Annotated in this window: 17 protein-coding genes; 7 read left to right on the plus strand and 10 right to left on the minus strand. The window is 69.1% G+C overall.

Going from position 1 to position 16,295, the window contains the following annotated elements; translation table 11 throughout:
- The first annotated feature begins 169 nt into the window (after positions 1–169).
- Positions 170–811 carry an SGNH/GDSL hydrolase family protein gene (locus tag Aco04nite_RS02365; RefSeq protein WP_212995535.1) on the plus strand — a complete coding sequence of 214 codons (642 nt, stop codon included), beginning with the start codon at positions 170–172 and terminating at the stop codon, positions 809–811.
- Here Aco04nite_RS02365 and Aco04nite_RS02370 read toward each other — a convergent pair.
- Positions 808–1,149 (minus strand): RNA polymerase sigma factor, encoded by a 342-nt coding sequence (locus tag Aco04nite_RS02370; RefSeq protein ID WP_212995536.1) that lies wholly within the window; start codon positions 1,147–1,149, stop codon positions 808–810. The two genes, Aco04nite_RS02365 and Aco04nite_RS02370, sit on opposite strands and share 4 nt — an antisense overlap.
- A gap of 133 nt (positions 1,150–1,282) precedes the next feature.
- On the minus strand, positions 1,283–2,410 hold the full coding sequence (locus Aco04nite_RS02375; protein WP_212995537.1) for a Gfo/Idh/MocA family protein: 1,128 nt from the start codon (positions 2,408–2,410) through the stop codon (positions 1,283–1,285).
- A 21-nt stretch (positions 2,411–2,431) separates the two neighbouring features.
- Between Aco04nite_RS02375 and Aco04nite_RS02380 the strand changes: the two genes are divergently transcribed.
- Entirely contained in the window at positions 2,432–2,950 is a 519-nt protein-coding gene (locus Aco04nite_RS02380; RefSeq protein ID WP_212995538.1) for a GNAT family N-acetyltransferase, read from the plus strand.
- On the opposite strand, the gene Aco04nite_RS02385 is transcribed toward Aco04nite_RS02380, so the two are convergent.
- Together Aco04nite_RS02385 and Aco04nite_RS02390 are read right to left on the minus strand one after the other, a co-directional pair.
- Positions 2,937–4,916 (minus strand): glycosyl hydrolase family 28-related protein, encoded by a 1,980-nt coding sequence (locus Aco04nite_RS02385; RefSeq protein ID WP_244875692.1) that lies wholly within the window; start codon positions 4,914–4,916, stop codon positions 2,937–2,939. The genes Aco04nite_RS02380 and Aco04nite_RS02385 overlap by 14 nt on opposite strands.
- Positions 4,917–5,020: 104 nt before the next feature.
- Entirely contained in the window at positions 5,021–5,503 is a 483-nt protein-coding gene (locus Aco04nite_RS02390; RefSeq protein ID WP_212995539.1) for a hypothetical protein, read from the minus strand.
- A 75-nt stretch (positions 5,504–5,578) separates the two neighbouring features.
- Here Aco04nite_RS02390 and Aco04nite_RS02395 point away from each other — a divergent pair, with 75 nt between their 5' ends.
- Positions 5,579–6,808: a hypothetical protein gene (locus tag Aco04nite_RS02395; RefSeq protein ID WP_212995540.1), complete on the plus strand. Its 1,230-nt coding sequence runs from the start codon at positions 5,579–5,581 to the stop codon at positions 6,806–6,808.
- On the opposite strand, the gene Aco04nite_RS02400 is transcribed toward Aco04nite_RS02395, so the two are convergent.
- Complete coding sequence (locus Aco04nite_RS02400; RefSeq protein WP_212995541.1) at positions 6,797–7,792, minus strand: quinone oxidoreductase family protein; 996 nt, start codon at positions 7,790–7,792, stop codon at positions 6,797–6,799. The two genes, Aco04nite_RS02395 and Aco04nite_RS02400, sit on opposite strands and share 12 nt — an antisense overlap.
- Positions 7,793–7,868: 76 nt before the next feature.
- Between Aco04nite_RS02400 and Aco04nite_RS02405 the strand changes: the two genes are divergently transcribed.
- Positions 7,869–8,288 carry a MarR family winged helix-turn-helix transcriptional regulator gene (locus Aco04nite_RS02405; RefSeq protein WP_212995542.1) on the plus strand — a complete coding sequence of 140 codons (420 nt, stop codon included), beginning with the start codon at positions 7,869–7,871 and terminating at the stop codon, positions 8,286–8,288.
- Between the two features lie 119 nt (positions 8,289–8,407).
- Here Aco04nite_RS02405 and Aco04nite_RS02410 read toward each other — a convergent pair whose 3' ends face one another.
- From Aco04nite_RS02410 to Aco04nite_RS02420, 3 genes are all read right to left on the minus strand, one after another.
- On the minus strand, positions 8,408–9,304 hold the full coding sequence (locus Aco04nite_RS02410; protein WP_212995543.1) for an ATP-grasp domain-containing protein: 897 nt from the start codon (positions 9,302–9,304) through the stop codon (positions 8,408–8,410).
- Positions 9,305–9,309: 5 nt separating this feature from the next.
- Positions 9,310–11,070, minus strand: coding sequence for a hypothetical protein (locus tag Aco04nite_RS02415; RefSeq protein WP_212995544.1), 1,761 nt, complete (start codon positions 11,068–11,070; stop codon positions 9,310–9,312).
- A gap of 93 nt (positions 11,071–11,163) precedes the next feature.
- Positions 11,164–11,874 carry a hypothetical protein gene (locus tag Aco04nite_RS02420; RefSeq protein ID WP_212995545.1) on the minus strand — a complete coding sequence of 237 codons (711 nt, stop codon included), beginning with the start codon at positions 11,872–11,874 and terminating at the stop codon, positions 11,164–11,166.
- A gap of 91 nt (positions 11,875–11,965) precedes the next feature.
- Here Aco04nite_RS02420 and Aco04nite_RS02425 point away from each other — a divergent pair, with 91 nt between their 5' ends.
- Entirely contained in the window at positions 11,966–12,712 is a 747-nt protein-coding gene (locus tag Aco04nite_RS02425) for an HAD-IIA family hydrolase (RefSeq protein ID WP_244875693.1), read from the plus strand.
- Here the strand turns inward: Aco04nite_RS02425 and Aco04nite_RS02430 are convergent.
- A complete protein-coding gene (locus Aco04nite_RS02430) occupies positions 12,702–13,364 on the minus strand; it encodes a DUF305 domain-containing protein (protein ID WP_212995546.1) in 663 nt (220 codons plus the stop codon). The genes Aco04nite_RS02425 and Aco04nite_RS02430 overlap by 11 nt on opposite strands.
- A 146-nt stretch (positions 13,365–13,510) precedes the next feature.
- Between Aco04nite_RS02430 and Aco04nite_RS02435 the strand changes: the two genes are divergently transcribed.
- On the plus strand, positions 13,511–14,941 hold the full coding sequence (locus Aco04nite_RS02435) for an LVIVD repeat-containing protein (RefSeq protein ID WP_212995547.1): 1,431 nt from the start codon (positions 13,511–13,513) through the stop codon (positions 14,939–14,941).
- A gap of 51 nt (positions 14,942–14,992) precedes the next feature.
- On the opposite strand, the gene Aco04nite_RS02440 is transcribed toward Aco04nite_RS02435, so the two are convergent.
- A complete protein-coding gene (locus tag Aco04nite_RS02440; protein ID WP_244875694.1) occupies positions 14,993–15,802 on the minus strand; it encodes a M15 family metallopeptidase in 810 nt (269 codons plus the stop codon).
- A gap of 248 nt (positions 15,803–16,050) precedes the next feature.
- Here Aco04nite_RS02440 and Aco04nite_RS02445 point away from each other — a divergent pair, with 248 nt between their 5' ends.
- Complete coding sequence (locus Aco04nite_RS02445; RefSeq protein ID WP_212995548.1) at positions 16,051–16,293, plus strand: helix-turn-helix domain-containing protein; 243 nt, start codon at positions 16,051–16,053, stop codon at positions 16,291–16,293.
- The last annotated feature ends 2 nt before the right edge of the window (positions 16,294–16,295 follow it).

Consider the following 16,295-nt stretch of genomic DNA (forward strand, 5'->3'; position numbering starts at 1 on the left):
CGACGAGAGACTGATCGACCGACACGACGGACCATTTATCCTGCTGCGACCCGTTCTGCGACATGGCGTTCAACTCCCCTCAAGTGACTGTCCCCATCAGCGTCGTTCGCCGCCGATGGATACAGCTTGCACCATGTCGCGCCGCAGCGCCAGTGAATAAAATGGCGACATGCTTTTCACAGCTGGACAGCGCATTGTTTTCATCGGCGACAGCATCACCGACTGCGACCGGCGGGGTGCGGCCGCGCCCTATGGGGACGGCTACGTCGATCTGGTTCGCAGCTTTGTGACCGCCCGCCAGCCCGAGCTCGGCCTGACGTGGGTCAACCGGGGAGTCGGCGGCGACACCGTCCGGGATCTGGCCGCGCGGTGGGAGGTCGATGCGATCGGGACCGCTCCGGACTGGCTGTCGGTCATGATCGGGATCAACGACATCTGGCATGCCTTCGGCAGCCACCCCGACAGAGCAGTGCCCATCGATGAGTACGCGAAGACGTTGCGTGACCTGCTCCGGACGGCAGTCGACCGTACGGGTTGCCGGCTCATCGTCGCCGAGCCGTACATCATCGAACCCGATCGTGGCGAGCCGCAGCGCGCGGAAACCGATCGTTACTGCGTCGTCGTGCGGGAGATCGCGGCCGAGTTCGATGCCGTTGCCATCCGTACCCAGGATGCGTTCGACGAGGTGCTGCGTTCGACGGCGGCACGGGACTGGGCCGAGGACCGGATTCATCCGAACCGGCCCGGGCATGCGGTGATCGCGGAGGCGTACTTCAGCGCGCTGAAAGGCGTACCGACAATAGGGGCCTAACCCAGGATGCGGGTGAGGATCAGGCGGTTGTCCTCTTCTTCGAGGTGGGCGCCGGAGGTGACCACCCGGTGGCGTTCGGCGGCCCGGTGGGCGGCAACCGCGGTGACCCAGGCGGGGATGTCGTCGTTCTGCGTGTGGTAGCGAGCCAGCCACCAGACCTCGACGAACGTGGCCTGCACGACCGCTTCGACGTCGTGGGGGTGGGAGAGGACCCGCTGGATCTCGCGGTAGGCGGCCTCGCACAGGGCGCCGTACAGCATGCGAAGGGCCGCGGGATCCCCGGCCGCTATGCGGCTGACCAGGCTCTGGTGCAGGCTCTGGTCGGACAGCATGGTCATAGCGACTCCCCGGTGATGGACCTCCGCCAGGGTCCGGAGCTATGTGGTATCCCATTCAACAACGGGAGGGGCCTTCAAGGCATTCACCCGCAAGAGTGACGTACGCGGCGAGTCCTCTGACGAGTACGTCACCTCAGGGGAGTGGCACCCAGTTTCCGGTGGCCGCCGAGAGGGACATGGCGTCGAGGGCTTCCGCGCTGCGGACGGCGTCGGTCAGGGTGGCGCCGTGCGGGGTGCTGGTGGTGATCGAGCGGACGAAGTGGTGGGCCTCGATGACCTTGAGGTCGTCGTAGCTCATGGGGTTGGCGGCGCCGGGCTGGAACGCTGCGTAGGCCCCGTCGCCCGGGCCGACGAAGACGGTGCCGGCGGTGCTGAGGGAGAGTTCACCCATGCGGCGGTAGTCCCAGGCGAGCGCACCCTGCGTACCGTGGATCTCGAAGCCGTAGTTGTTCTGGTCCCCGACCGAGACCCGGCTCGCCTCCAGGATCACCCGGGCGCCGGACGCGAGGCGGAGCTGGGCCGACACGTAGTCCTCGTTCTCGACCGGCCCCAGCGTGCCGCCGTCTGCGCGGGCGTGACCCGAGGTCGCCGAGGTGGGAATGGCACGGTCGGTGATGAAGATGGCCGTGTCCGCAACGAGCGCGGAGATGTCGCCCAGGAGGTGCCGGACCAGGTCCACGCCGTGCGAGGCCAGGTCTCCCAGCACCCCGTTGCCGCCGCGCTCGCGCGAGTATCGCCAGGTCAGGGCGCTTGACGGGTCCGCTGCGTAGTCGCTGAGGAAACGGAAGCGGGCGTGGGTGACCGTGCCGATCCCGCCTTTTGCGATCACGGCGCGGGCGGTGTCCACGGCGGGGGCGTTGCGGTAGTTGAAGCCGACCGTGCCGCTCACGCCCGCGGACCTGGCGGCGTCGGCCACGGCGAGGGCGTCTGCGCGGGTCAGGCCGACCGGCTTTTCGATCCAGATGTGTTTACCGGCCCGGGCGAATGCCTCGCCGAGCTCGCGGTGCAGGAAATTCGGGGCGGTGATGCTGACGGCGTCGATCGCCGGATTCGTGAGCAGGTCGCGCCAGTCCAGCGTGGACGTTGCGAATCCGTACGTGGTGGCTGCTTCTGCCGCTCGGCCGGGGACTTCGTCGGCCACCGCGATCAGCTCCGGGCGTACCGGAAGATCGGGGAAATGATGAGGGAGCCGCAGATAGGCCTGCGTGTGCACCCGGCCCATCCACCCGAAACCCGCGACCGCAACACCCAGAGTCCGCATCGACCGAGCTTAAGATGTGGCGTGCTGAATTGGGCAGGGGTGCGGACGGCGAGACTGTTGCTGGACCGCCCGGAGCTGGACCATCTCGACGCTGTGCACGCGATCCTGGCCGCCCGGGAAACCAACCGGTACAACCCGGCCGGGCCGGTCAAGGACATCGCCGCATCGGCGGCGGTCATCCGGGAATGGCGGCGCAGCTGGGATGCCGAGGGGTTCGGCTACTGGGTGGTGAAGGACGGGGAAGGGATCGCCGGCTTCGGTGGGCTGCGGCCGGGGGAACTCGACGGCTCAGCGGCCCTCAACCTCTATTACCGGTTCGCGGTGAGTTCGTGGGGCAAGGGGTACGCCACCGAGATGGCGCGGGAAGCCGTGAAACTGGCAGGCCGGGATCTGCCCGGCCTGCCAGTTGTCGCGATTGTGCATTCCGAGAATGTGGCGTCGTCGCGGGTTGCCGAACGCATCGGGCTGGAAAGAATCGGCACCACTCAGCGTGCGGATGGGCCGCGGCTGGTGTACGGCGCTGCGGTCACGGCCAGGTAGTCGGGGCGGGCGGGGGGACGACCGGTGGGCGGTCGTTGCAGGTGATGGTGTTGGGGACGTACGGGCTGAGCCAGGCGCCGTCGTTGCCGCCGCGGTCGGTCAGCGTGAACTCGGACCCGGCCGGGGTGAAGTGGAAGGAGCCGCAATTGTTGACGCCGACCGCGCCGACGTTGCGGGCGTCGACGTTTTCGAATGAGGCCGAGCCGGCTGTGCGGGCGCTGACGACCGAGGTGCCCGTACCGTCGATGTGGAGGTTCTTGAAGGCCACGCCGGTGATGGAGTAGAGGTCCTTCACGCCCCAGTCGCTGACCAGCAGGACGGCGTTGTAGGTGCTGTCCAGGTAATGGTCGCCGGTGACGCTGATGTCGGCGTTGATGCTGCCGTCGAGGGCGTAGAACCAGATGGCGCCGAGGCCGATGTTCCAGTTGAGTTCGAGTGTGCCCGCGCGTACGACGGAATTGTCCTTGAACGTCAGGGTGCCGGCGAACGGTTCGGCGCCGAAGCGGGAACCGGCGTGCAGGCCGCTGCCCTCGCGGATCGGGTCGGCGATCAGGTTCGCGGAAATCGTGTTGTTCGTGCCGCCGTAGACGGCGATTCCGTTGGCCAGCGTCGGGGTCTGCACGGTGTTGTGGTCGAACGTGTTGGCTGAATCCGCCGTCTTCTCCGACCACAGGGCGAGGCCGTCGTCGCCGCTGTTGCGCACGAAGTTGTTGCGCACCAGGGAATTGGTGACGCCGGTGTGGAAGTTCAGGCCGTCGGCGATCTGGTCGACGATGATGTTCCCGCTGATTCTCAGGTTGTCCATCGGGCCGTCGAACCACATGCCGACCTTGGTGTGCCGGATGTGCAGGCCCTCGACCGTGGAATTGCTGAGCGCGCCCCCGACACCGTTGACCTGGTCGGTGTCGATCCGCTCGCGCACGTCGCCCTCGATGGCGAAATTGCGGAGGTGGACGTTGGTGCTGCCGCCCTCTTTGCCGTAGAAGCCGACACCTGTGTGCACCGAGCCGTCGGGGGCCGGAGCCGGGAGGGTCACCTGGTGGCCCTTGATGATCGTGTACCAGTTGCCGGCGCCCTCGATGGTCACGTCGTCGACGATGATGTGCCGGTTGACCTGGTAGGTGCCGGGCGGCACGTAGACCTTGAGCTTGGCCTTACGGGCGAAGGCGATCGCCTTGTCGAACGCGGGCGCAGAGTCACGCCGGCCGGTCGGATCGGCGCCGAAGAGCAGAACATTGGCGGCCACCAGCTCGACATGGGGAGCCGATACGAATGAGGAGTCGAGCAGGTCGATCACGGTCGGCGAAGAAGCGGTGAGCCGAATGGTCGAACCCGCGCGGTAGGTCTTGGCGAGCAGAAGGCGCTGCTCATCGTAGAAATGCATGGGGCGGAACGGCTTGGTGATCTCCGGGGCCGGTGAGGTGGCGGCGGGCGCGCACGCACACTCGGTGATCCACCAGTCGGGGTGCAGCAGACCGGCCTGCGGGTCGTTGCTGAACGGGTACTGGTTGTAGAGATACGAGTACTGCGAGGTCAGCGTCATCGTGCGGGAGTCACGCCCGGCGGTGACGGACAGCGGTGCCGTGGTTCCGCCGCCACCCTGCGCATCGGGAATGGAGTAGCGGACGGTGATCGCGTTGGTGGTCGCGGGGAGGGTGAACTCGACGTACTGGCCGGCGGCGAGCTGGACCGCCTTCCGGCCGGACGCCTCGGCGGCCAGCGAGTAGGCGCTGCGGTCCGGGCCGATGACCGTGCCGGTGAAACGGGCGTTCTCCGCCTCCTGCTCGACGAAGTCCACGGCAGCGCCGCGACCGGTGACGAGCGCCGGATCAAGCCCGGCGCGGGTGACAACGGGACCCGCGACGGCGAGAGCAGGGGAGCCGTAGAGGAAGGCGGCGGCAAGGGGGATAACGGCAAGGGCGGCCAGGCGCGGTGGAACGCTGCGCCGCCTCGCTTTCATCAGCATCGAGGGGCTTCTCTCTCCGAAGGTGGACGTGAGGGGACCTTAGGTCCTCTGTGACGAAACCCACAAGAGACTGTCCAGTGTTTGCAAGCTTTTGCTGCGAAATTTCAGCGATGCGGCCGCACCGGGCCGGCAACATCCGGTTGGTACGCGTCGAGCAGTGCCCACAGGGGTGGTTGCTCGAGCGCCGCCTCGGCCACGGCGGGATCGGTCCGGTGCAGGAACGCCAGATGGCGGGCGGCGTGGGCGATCACGTCGGCCCGGTCGACGTGCGGCGGCGACGGGTCGAGAGCCGTACCCGTCGCGGTCATAGCCCCTGAAGCCGGGAAGCGCTGTGCTGTGGCCGGATCCGGATCGGGGAGCGCCGCATAGGTGAGGACGATGCGACCGGCGTCGAAGCGCCACGAGGTCGAGTGGATCAGCCGGCCGCTGCCGAGCGAGCCGAGAGGCGAGCCGAAGCCGGCCAGGCGCCGGGCTGCCGCGTCGGGGTGCTCGTTGTCGGCGAGGCCTTCCTCGGCGGCCCGGTAGGTGAGGTGGCCGTCGTGCACGCCGATCAGGAGGGTCTCGACCGCGACCAGGGCTAGATCCACATGGCAATGATCCGGCAATTGCCATAACCTGGCAACAAGAACGACGTGAATGTCCCCCGACTCAGGGTGGTTCGCTTGTTTCTGGCAATCATGGGGTCGGGCGAGACCAGCCCGACGATGGTCAGCATTCACCGCACGATCGCCGCCCGGCTCGGCTCCGGCGCGTCCGCCGTCCTGATCGAGACGCCATACGGGTTCCAGGAGAACGTCGCAGAGATCTCCGCCAAGGCCTGCCAGTATTTCGAGCGCAGCGTCGGGCTCCGCGTCGCCACCGCCCCGGGGCTGCGAGGGGGCGACCATGATGGCGACGGTGATCGCGGGCTGGCGATGGTCCGCTCCGCCGACTGGTTGTTCTCCGGTCCGGGCAGCCCGACGTACGCCATGCGCTCCTGGTCCGGGTCGACCGCCCAGGCGCTGCACGACCGGTTCCGGCTCGGCCGGAAGGTCACGGTGTTCGCCTCGGCGGCGGCCGCGACGCTGGGGCGATGGACGGTCCCGGTCTACGAGGTCTACAAAACCGGCGAGCCACCGCACTGGGTCGAGGGCCTTGACCTGCTGAAACACCTGAACCTGCGAGTCGCTCTCATCCCGCACTACGACAACACCGAGGGTGGCACGCACGACACCCGCTTCTGTTATCTGGGCGAGCGGCGGTTGCGCAGGATGGAGGAAGGCCTGCCGGACGATGCCGCGATCATCGGGGTCGACGAGCACACCGCCATTTTCCTCAACCCCGACGAAGACTCGGTGCAGGTGGTGGGTCGAGGAGTTCTCACCGTACGCAGACAGGGCAGAAACACGGTCTTCCCCTCCGGTGTCACCCTGACCCTGACCGAGCTCCGCGCCCTCGCCCACCACGGCACGATCGCCCGCGCCATCCCGAAACAGCGGGCCGCCGTCGTGGAACCGCAGCGCACCGTGTCGGAGGTCGCCGCCGCCTGCGAGCACCGTTTCGACCAGGCCCTGCGCCGGCGGGACGCGTCCGGAATGGTCCGCAGCATCCTCGAGCTGGAGTCCACTGTGCACGCCTGGAGCTCCGACACCGAGGAGGACGACGGCGCCGAGCAGGCCCGTGCCGTGCTGCGGGCCCTGGTCGTACGTCTCGGTGAGGTCGCCGCGACCGGAGTCGTCGACCCTGCCGACCGGTTCCGCCCGTTGGTGCAGCCGCTCCTCGACATCCGCTCCCAGCTCCGCGACCGCCGCGACTACCCGATCGCCGACGCCGTCCGGGACGCGCTGGCCGCCGCCGGCATCGAGCTCAGGGACGGTGCCGACGGCGTGAGCTGGTCCTTCTCACGGGATTAGCACCACCCGCTCATCGCTGGCTCCGGGGGTCTGCCAGGCCTGGGTCACGTCGGAGAGCGGGACCGTACGCGTCCTGATGCCGAAGGAGCCCGCGGTGAGCTCGTCGATCAGTGCGGGCAGCTCCGCGAGGTAGCCGCGGGTCGAGACCGCGCCCTGACCGTTGCCGAGGATGCGGAAATTGGCCGAGCGCAGGACCACTGACGGCAGCTCGATCGTCGGGCCCGCGACTGAGCCGATCTGGATCCAGTCGAGTGCCTTGCTGCGGTCCGCGCGGGCCTTGAGGATCGGCGTCATGGCTTCCTGGGCCGGCTTGCCCCAGAGGTAGTCGAGGACGATGTCGACATCCTTGGCGGCCTCGGCCAGCGCGTCCGGGTCCAGCGGCAGCACGGCTCCGGCGTCGGTGCCGGCTCCGTGGCTGCTGCTGCCGGCGCTGGTCCCGCTGCTGCCGCTGGTCCCGCTGCTGCTGCTGCTGCTGCTGCTGCCGCTGCGGCCGGCTGCGATGACCTGGCCGGCGCCGAGGTGGCGGGCGATCTGGACGGCCATGGCTCCGGCGTTGCCTGTCGCGCCGAGGACCAGGACGCTCTGGCCCTTCTGCAGGGGGACTCGCCGGCGCAGGGCAACCCAGGAGGACATCGCGGGGTTCATCGCCGCGGCGATCGTCGGGAGGTGGGCGGTGGGCGGGAGCGGCACGGTACGGCGTACATCGATGAGGGTCTGCTCTGCCATTGAACCGGGCAGGTCGTCGTCGGCGACGAAGTAGACGACGGTGCCATCGGGGCGGCGGGCGACGCCGTCGATGCCGGGGATCAGCGGCAGGGCCCCGGTGCTCGTGTAGTGCCGGCCCGATGCGCCGGAGCGGACCCTCGGGTGCAGGCCGACCGCGAGCACGTCGACGAGCTCCACGTCGGGATCGTGCACCTGCGGCAGGCTGAACTCCTGGTAGTGCGGCGGTTCGTCGAACGATGTGACTACGGCGGCGTGCATGGGAACCCCCTCAATTAGTTTGTGACACCAACTAATGTAGTTGGGGTCGCAAACCAAATCAAGTATGCTGGCTGACATGTCACAGGACCTGGGGATCGTCGATGGGCTGGCGCAGCTCAGCTTTCTGGTGCAGGGCGCTCTGGCCAAGCGGGCCGCGGTGCACGACCTGTCCATGACACAGGTACGGCTGCTGGGCGTGCTGCGGGACCGGCGGCCCGGGGTCAATCAGCTGGCCGCGCTGCTTGAGCTGGACAAATCGAGCATTACCGGCCTGGTGGATCGTGCGAGCGCGCGGGGACTCGTCACCCGGGTTCCGTCGGAGCGGGACCGGCGGGCGGTGGAGGTTGTCCTCACCGATCGGGGGCGGGCGCTGGCCGAGGAGGTCGAACGCGACTTCGGCGCGGACGTCGCCGTCCTGGTCGGCGGTCTCACCGACCCCGAGCAACGCCGCCTCTCCGCCCTCGCCAGCCGTGTGATCGAAACCAGCCAGGCCTGAGCCGGCGCGGGTTCTAGCGGCTTGGACCAGCCCGGCTTGGACCAGCCCGGCCTGGCGGCGGGTGGTCGGGCGGCGGGTGGTCGGGCGGCGGGTGGTCGGGCGGCGGGGGTGAGTGGGGGTCAGGCGGCGGCGCGGGCGAGGATGGCTTCGGCGAGGTTGGCGCATTCGGCGGGGAAGAGGGGCAGAAACTTCACCGGGGCGACGAGCTCTGCTTCCAGCAGGAGGAGGCCGCTGGGGGATGCCGGGTCGATGATGTAGTCCAGGCGTACCGAGAGCGGTTCGTTGATCAGTAGAGCTCGCAGGGCCGAGTAGGTCTGGTGGATCACCCGGTCGTGCTGGGCGGTCAGGCCGGGGTAGGGCTGCGGGTCGGGGTGCAGCTCGCGGACGGGTTCGCCCGGGCGCAGGAGTGGGGCCTTGGTGATCGCGTGCGAGATGCTGCCGTCCAGGGTCACGACGCCCAGTTCGCGGTGGGCGTCGATCGCCGTGACGTAGGGCTGGACGATTGCCGGGCCCAGGGCGTGCAGGTGGGCGATCAGGTCGGGAAGCTCGGCGCGGGTGAATTCGCGGGCGCCCAGGGCGCCGCCGGAGGCGATGGGCTTGGCCACCAGCGTGGGTCGCGGGGAGTCGGGCGCGGGGAAGAGCTCGCGCAACCGTGCCGGGTCGGGCTCTTTGATCAAGGTCGAAGGGACGACGGGTACGCCCGCAGCAGCCAACTGAGCAAGATAGCGCTTGTCGGATCCCAGCCGAACCGTGTCAGCGGGGTTGAGCAGCCGGGTTCCGTCGTTCTCGCGCGCCTTCAGCCAGGCGGCGAACTCGTGGGGCCTGGTCCACATGCTCCACGGCGACTGCAGCATCACCGCGTCGTACGAGGTCCAGCCCACCGGGTCGCCACCGTCCCAGGTCACCGTCCTGACGGTGGCGCCGCGCGAGGTCAGTTCCGCGGCGAGCACGGCGAGGTCGTCGTCGTGCCAGTGGGGCTGCGGGAACGCGCGCGAGGTGACCAGAGCGATGAGCATGCGGGTCAGCGTGCGCCTGCGATGCTGGGCCGGGCGCCGGTCGGCTGGGCCCAGGCGGGCAGCTCACGGCGGGAACGCGCGGCGCGCCCCTCCGGTGTCGGCCGGCCTTCCGGGGTGGGGCGGGTGTCCTGCGCGGCTGCCGGCTCGGTTGCTGCGGACTCACCCTCGGAGACGGCCTGGCTCGTCTCGGCGCTGCGGACCTTGGTCACAACCCGCTGTGTCGCCTCTCCGCTTCGCGCGGCCGGCACGACCTGCGTGGCGTCCGTGCCGGCGGCCTGAGCGTCAGCCCGCGCTGGCTTGGCGACCGCTTCGGTCTGCGCGGACTTGGCGGCGGCCGCTTCGGTCTGCGCGGGGTTGGCGGCGATCGCTTCGGTCAGTGGTGGCTGACCGGCGGTTGCTTCGGGCCGGGCGGACGCGGTGGTGTTCGAGACGGCCTGAACGAGTTGGGTGGCTTCCGAGGCGACCCGCACGAGCTGGGTCGCGTCTGCGTCGGACCGCGCGGGCTGCGGGGCCCCCGAGGAGGTCCGCACGAGCTGGGTGGCGTCCGGGTCGGAGAGGGCGGGCTGCGGGGCCATCGAGGTGGTCCGGACGAGCTGGGTGGTGTCGGAGGCGTTGCCCGGCTGCGGCGAGCTGGTGGCGGCGGCAGCGGTGAGCGGGGTCTTGGCGGAGCGGTAGGTGCGGGGGGAGGGCTTGCGCTGGGCGGGGGCCGGGGCCACGACCGCCTGGGTGGTGGAGCCGGCCTGGGCGGTCACCATCACCACCGTGGCCTCGGACTCCTTGGCAGCGGCAGCAGCTGCCGCAGTGGCTGCGGCGGTCGTCATGATGACGGTGGTGTCGCTGCTGTCGGACGCCGGGCGGGGGATGGGCATGGTCGAGACCGTTTCCATCGCGTTGACGATGGGGTGCTCGACGGCGGGGCGGCTGGTGAGGGATTCGAGCAGGGAGCCGTCGCGGGAGCGTTCCGGTGCTGTCTCGGTGGTCATGCGCTGGGTGGTGACGATGATGGGGGTCAGGCCGGCCTTGTCGAGGATGGCGCGGGCCTGCTCGGGGAGGGCCTCGCGGGCCGCGGCGGCGAGGGCCTGTGCCTGGGTGACCTCGTCGCGCAGGGTGCGGATGGCGGCCGTGGCGACGTCGGCGAGCTGCCAGGCGGCGTCCTCGGTGTTCAGCGCGCGCTGGTAGGTGGCGAAGCGGTGGTCGACCGTGGCGCGGGCCAGGACCAGCTCCTGCTCGACGGGCTGCAGAGTGGGGTCCCAGCCGTTGCGGTGGGTCAGCGCGTCGAGCAGTTGCTCGTCGGAGAGGTCGCCGCGACGGTGGGCGGCCTGGGCGGCGCGGCGCAGGGCCTGCTCGCGGTCGTCGTCGGTCTCCGCGTCGTCGTCGGTGTCGGGGAGGGCGTAGGCGGTGGCGCGGCGGGCGCGCTCGAGGGCGGCGTCGGCGTCCTGCCACGACTGCCACGCGCGCTCGACACCGGCCTGGGCCTCCTGGCAGTCCTCGCGGCGGCGCTCGGCGGTGGCGGCGGCGCCGCGCGCGGCGACGGAGATCTCCTCCGCATACCGGACGACCTCCTGGGCCTCCGCGGCCCGGTGCTCCATCTCGGCACGCTTCTTCGTGGCCGAGTCGGACAGCCACGCGCTGATCTGCCGGGGCCGCCGGACGCCACGGGGCATCGACAGACCGGCGAGCGCGACGAACGCGAGCACGATCAGGGTCAGCCAGATGAACGCGACCCGTCCACTGTTGCCACCGAGAAGCTGGAAGGCGAGATCCATGTCCTGTTCCTTTTCCACCGAGGAGCGCCGTTAATCGATGACCCCGGATTCATTCCGCTGGGCGGGACGACACCGGGGGTCCTGCCTGAAGGATCAGGCAGCGGCGGGCGGCGCCCGTGGGCCGGCGACAACCCCGCTGACCAGGCCGATCAGGTGCGCGGCCCGGGAGTGGGCAGCCGGAACACCGAGCAGAACGGGAACAAAAAACGCAAAAATCGCGGCGACACCCAGCCACGTCGTGCGAGGCCCGGTGCTGAACGAAGCCCCGCCCCGCGCAGTGACGCTCGCACCAGCGAACGCCACAGCCCGCACAGCGAACGCCGCAGACCCAGAACGAGCAGCCCCGGAACCAGCGGCCCCGGAACCAGCAGCCCCAGAACCGGTGGAGGGGTCAGGCCCGGTGGCCGAGCCCATGGAGGAGGGAACGGCCGGTGGGGTGAAGGCGGGGACGTGCCCGGTGACGGACCGGAAGCCGGTCGATGCCAGCCCGTTGACAGAGGAGAGCCCGGCAGCCGAGGAGAGCCCCGTGATCAGGGACAACCCGGTGACCGAGGCCGGCCCGCCGGCCTGCGCGTGATCGGTGGAGGCGCCGCCATCGGAAGCAACCAGCGGCGAGGACGCCAGGGAAGCCAGCGGCGAGGACGTCAGGGAAGCAGCGGCAGAGGCAGAGGCAGTCAGCGGTGAGGCGGGCTGCGCGGCTGCGGCCACCGCGGGGGAGTGGGCGGGACCACCGAGGAGCGCGCCCAGGAACAGGGAGGCGACAAGCGAGAGCCGCGCACGACGCAGCACGCTCTTCAACTCCATATACGACAACCTATCCGCCGGCACCAAGGTCCCGCATCCCGTGGCTGGATATGGTGAGCGACGCAACGTCACTACCGGAGGGGGCCGGCGCGTGCGGCTGGTACTGCTTGACCTGGACGGCACGATGTACGACCGGGAGGCGCCGGTTGCGGGAGCTGCCGAGGCGGTCGAGGCCCTGCGGGCGGGTGGGTTCGCGGTGCGCTTCTTCACCAACACCGACTCGCAGTCGGCCGCGAGCATGCTGGCTCGGGCCCGCGCCCGGGGTGTCCCCGCCGCGCCGGGGGACGTGTTCACCCCGGTGACCGCGGCGCAGCGCTACCTCGGCGAGTCTGCCCGGGTGCTGCTGCTCGCCAACGCGGCGGTGCGCGGCGACCTGGCCGCGTCCTGCACGCTGACCAGCGCCGACGTCACCCACGTGATCATCGGGGATTGCCACGAGATTCTCACTTTCGACCTGCTGGACGCGGCCTTCCGCGCCGTCCGCGCCGGAGCCGAGCTGATCGCTCTGCAGCGCGGCCGCTACACCCGCAACGCGGACGGCGACCACCTCGACACGGGTGCGGTGGTGGCTGCTGTGGAATATGCCGCCGAAGTCGAGGCGCGGCTGCTCGGCAAGCCCAGCGTGGACTTCCTGCGACTCGCGGCGGGGGACGCCACCGACGTATGGGTGGTGGGCGATGACCGGAGCACCGACATCGCGATGGCGAACGCCGGCGGCGCCCGTTCGGTGCAGGTCCGGACCGGCAAGTACGCGGATCAGCGGGGCAGGGACGATCTGCCCGTACCGGCGTACGTCATCGATTCGGTGGTTGATCTGCCCGCCCTGCTCAGCTGCTGAGGTCCGCCATCCGGGCGATCTCGCCGCCCTGCTCGATCGCCATCTCGCCCGCCATCTCGTTGAGTTGCAGGTCGGAGCCGCCGCGGAGCACGTCGTTGGCCATCTGGATCGCGCCCTGGTGATGGCTCGTCATCATGGCCACGAACTTGCGGTCGAAATCGGCGCCCACGAGCGTGGCGAGCGTTGCCATGTCCGTGTCGCTCTGCATCCCCGGCATGGTGGCGTGGTTGTGCGAGGGATCGGTCGCGGGCAGCCGGCGGTCCCGCAGCCAGCCCTGCATCCAGGCGATCTCCGGGGTCTGCGCCGCGCCTATCCGGGCGGCGAGCTGGGCGAGCTGCTTGTCACCGGCGCGCCCGGGCGCCAGCGCCGCCATGGTGACCGCCTGTCCATGGTGGACGATCATCATCTGGGTGAACGCGGTGTCGATCGAGTTGAACGTGGCGACGCCCGGGGCCTTGATCTTGTCGGAGTCGCTGACCCGGGCCGACTCGCCCGGCCGGCCCGGCAGCACGACGCGCTGGGGCGGTGTCGAGCTGACGCTGGGGCGCGGTGCCGCGGCGGACTCCCGGTCGTCGGAGCGCGTCACGACAACCACAAAGATCGCCACGGCCAGGGCCACCCCCGCGGCGGCGAACTTTGCTGACCTGGTCATCGCGCCCTCCTCATACGAAGAATTGCATAGATGTAAACAGATGTTCCCGGGGCTGCCCCCGGCCATTACTGTAGCGATGAAGGTGAATACGCACCGTACGTGACAACATCCTGCCCGCAGCGGTGCGTGGACCGGAAGGAGCCTTCATGAAGGACTCTGCCCCACGAGGTCGGCAGGTCAAACGGCTGGCGGTGCTCAGTGCGGCCGTGATCGGCCTTGCCCTGCTCACGGCGCCGGCGAGTGCGCAGGACCCGCTCGATCCGGGTACACCACCAGGCGTCGACGAGATCGCGAGCACGCCCAACCTCAAACAGGTCGCCTACCTGCCGAAGACGGGTCCGTTCGCGTCGACGACGAACTCCGACTGGGCCTTCAAGGGCCACTACGCGTTCGGCGGCAACTACAACGGCTTCGCGGTCTACGACATCAGCAAGCCGAAGACGCCGACCGTGGCCGCCCAGGTGCTCTGCCCGGGTTCGCAGAACGACATCTCGATCAGCGGGAACCTGCTCTTCCTGGGCACCGATTCGCAGCGCACCAACGACTCGTGCGACAACGTCGCGGCGACCACCGCGGAGCCCGGCGAGCGCTGGGAGGGCATCAAGATCTTCGACATCAGCGACCCGCTCACGCCGGTCTACCTGAAGTCGATCAAGACGGACTGCGGCTCGCACACCCAGACGCTGATCCCCGGCAAGCACGGCGACCCCAACGTCTACCTGTACGTGTCGTCGTACAACACGTCCGGGGTGGATCAGCCGAACTGCGTCCTGCCGCACGACAAGATCTCGATCGTCCAGGTGCCGAAGGCCAACCCCACGGCCGCTGCCGTGGTCGCGGCACCGGTGCTCTTCCCGGACGGTGCGTACCCAGGCTCGCCCGGTCACACCGCGACGAGCGGCTGCCACGACATCACCGCGTACCCGGACAAGAACATCGCCGCGGGTGCGTGCATGGGTGACGGTGTGCTCTTCGACATCTCGGAGCGCACCGCGCCGCGGATCATCACGACCGTCCGCGACACCGTGAACTTCGCGTTCTGGCACTCGGCGACGTTCAACAACAACGCGACCAAGATCGTCTTCACGGACGAGCTCGGCGGCGGCGGTCAGGCCACCTGCAACCCGGAGATCGGGCCGAACCGGGGCGCTGACGCGGTGTACGACATCGTGGGCCGCGGCAACAACCGCACGCTGGAATTCCGCAGCTACTTCAAGATCCCGCGGACGAACACGGCGACCGAGAACTGCGTGGCCCACAACGGCTCGCTGATCCCGGTGCCGGGCCGCGACATCATGGTGCAGGCGTGGTACCAGGGCGGCATCTCGGTCTGGGATTTCACCAACTCGTCCCGGCCCAGGGAACTGGCCTACTGGGAGCGGGGCCCGATCTCGGCGACGCAGTTCGTGAGCGGCGGTTCGTGGTCGGCGTACTGGTACAACGGCTTCATCTACTCCAACGACATCAACAAGGGTGTCGACGTACTGGAGCTGAAGGACATCCGTACCGACCTGGCCAAGCTCTTCAGGACGAACGTGTTCAACGCGCAGACGCAGAAGAACTTCCTGCTGCCGTAATCAGTTGAGTGGGCCGGTCCGGAACCCCTGCGCAGGGGAGCCGGGCCGGTCTCATTTGTTGGTCGGGCTGAAATGCATGTAGTCCTTCAGCGTGTGCCAGCGCCCGCCCCAGTGGAAACCGTTGGTGGTGAAGGCCCGGACGGCACCGGCGGCATGCATCATGCCTCGTCGGTACGCCCACCGCGTCATGAACGTGACCTCGGTGCCCGACTCGACGTAGGTGCCGCGATACATCGGGTTCTGTACCGGGTTGACGTCGATGGCCAGCCCGTACGCGTGCTGTGAAACGGTTTTGGTTCCGGCGATGAGCCGGCAGCTGTATCCCGCGGTCACGGTGCCGTAATCGGTTATGTAGGGCGCGTTGACCGTCATCGGGCTCATCCCCTGGATCCGGAACCGCATCCGGTAGAGCGACAGGAAGACGCTCTGGGTCCGCGCCGCGATCGCCTTGTTGACGACGATGCTGCCGGGGTGGGCGACCCCGTAGAAGTCGATGTACGTCACCCAGACCTTGCGCAGGTCCTCCGGCGGGACCGGGCAGTTCTTCGCGGGGTCCCAGTTGACCTGTCCCGGGGTCACGTTCTCGATCCAGGACCGCCAGCCGGTGAGCGGGCTCAGCGGCTTCGCGAGGTTCAGCACGCCGTCGACGCTGGGCTGGTTGGGCTTGACGATCGCGTTCCACGCGCGCAGTTGCTTCGGGGTGATCCCGTAGAAGTCGGCGATCTTCTTGATCGTCTCGCCGGGCCGCACCACGTGGTAGGGCGGCGTCGCGGCAGCCGGGGACGCGGTGCCGGCGCGGGCCGGTGCGGCGATGCCGAACGGGAGGGCGAGGACGGCCAGGAAGGCGAAGAACTTTTTCATCACGACGACCATTACGCCCCGAAAGACCATGATCAGGTGCGAATTTGGCGAAACCGGTGGACCGGTTTCCGACATCCCCCGTCTGAATGTCGGACCCCGGCCCACCGGTCGAAGAGCCCTTAGCCAGATTGCGCAGAGCGATCGATGCGGTCAACGGCCGAGGGGGTGGTCGAGGGGAAATTGCGGGAAACAGAAGCGGGCGCCGGATTGCTGGACCGGTGCCGGTGGCCCGTGATTGCATCCCCACGATGTCCCAGAAACCGAAGATCAACCTGTCCGATCGCGAGCGTGCGCTGGTCGCCCTGCTGGCTCAGGGGTGTACCGACGTGTCCGCGGCCGAGCAGCTCGGCATCAGTGCGCGCTCGGTGACGAACATTCTGCGTAACCTCATGGATCGCCTCGGAGTGGACAATCGCTTCCAGCTCGGACTTGCTCTCGGGTTCCTCCGCAAGGCCAACGTTCCCGGTCCGTCCGACGGAGGTGAGGGTTGACC

The organism is Winogradskya consettensis (assembly GCF_018332715.1).
In the GTDB taxonomy this organism is placed as follows: domain Bacteria; phylum Actinomycetota; class Actinomycetes; order Mycobacteriales; family Micromonosporaceae; genus Actinoplanes; species Actinoplanes consettensis.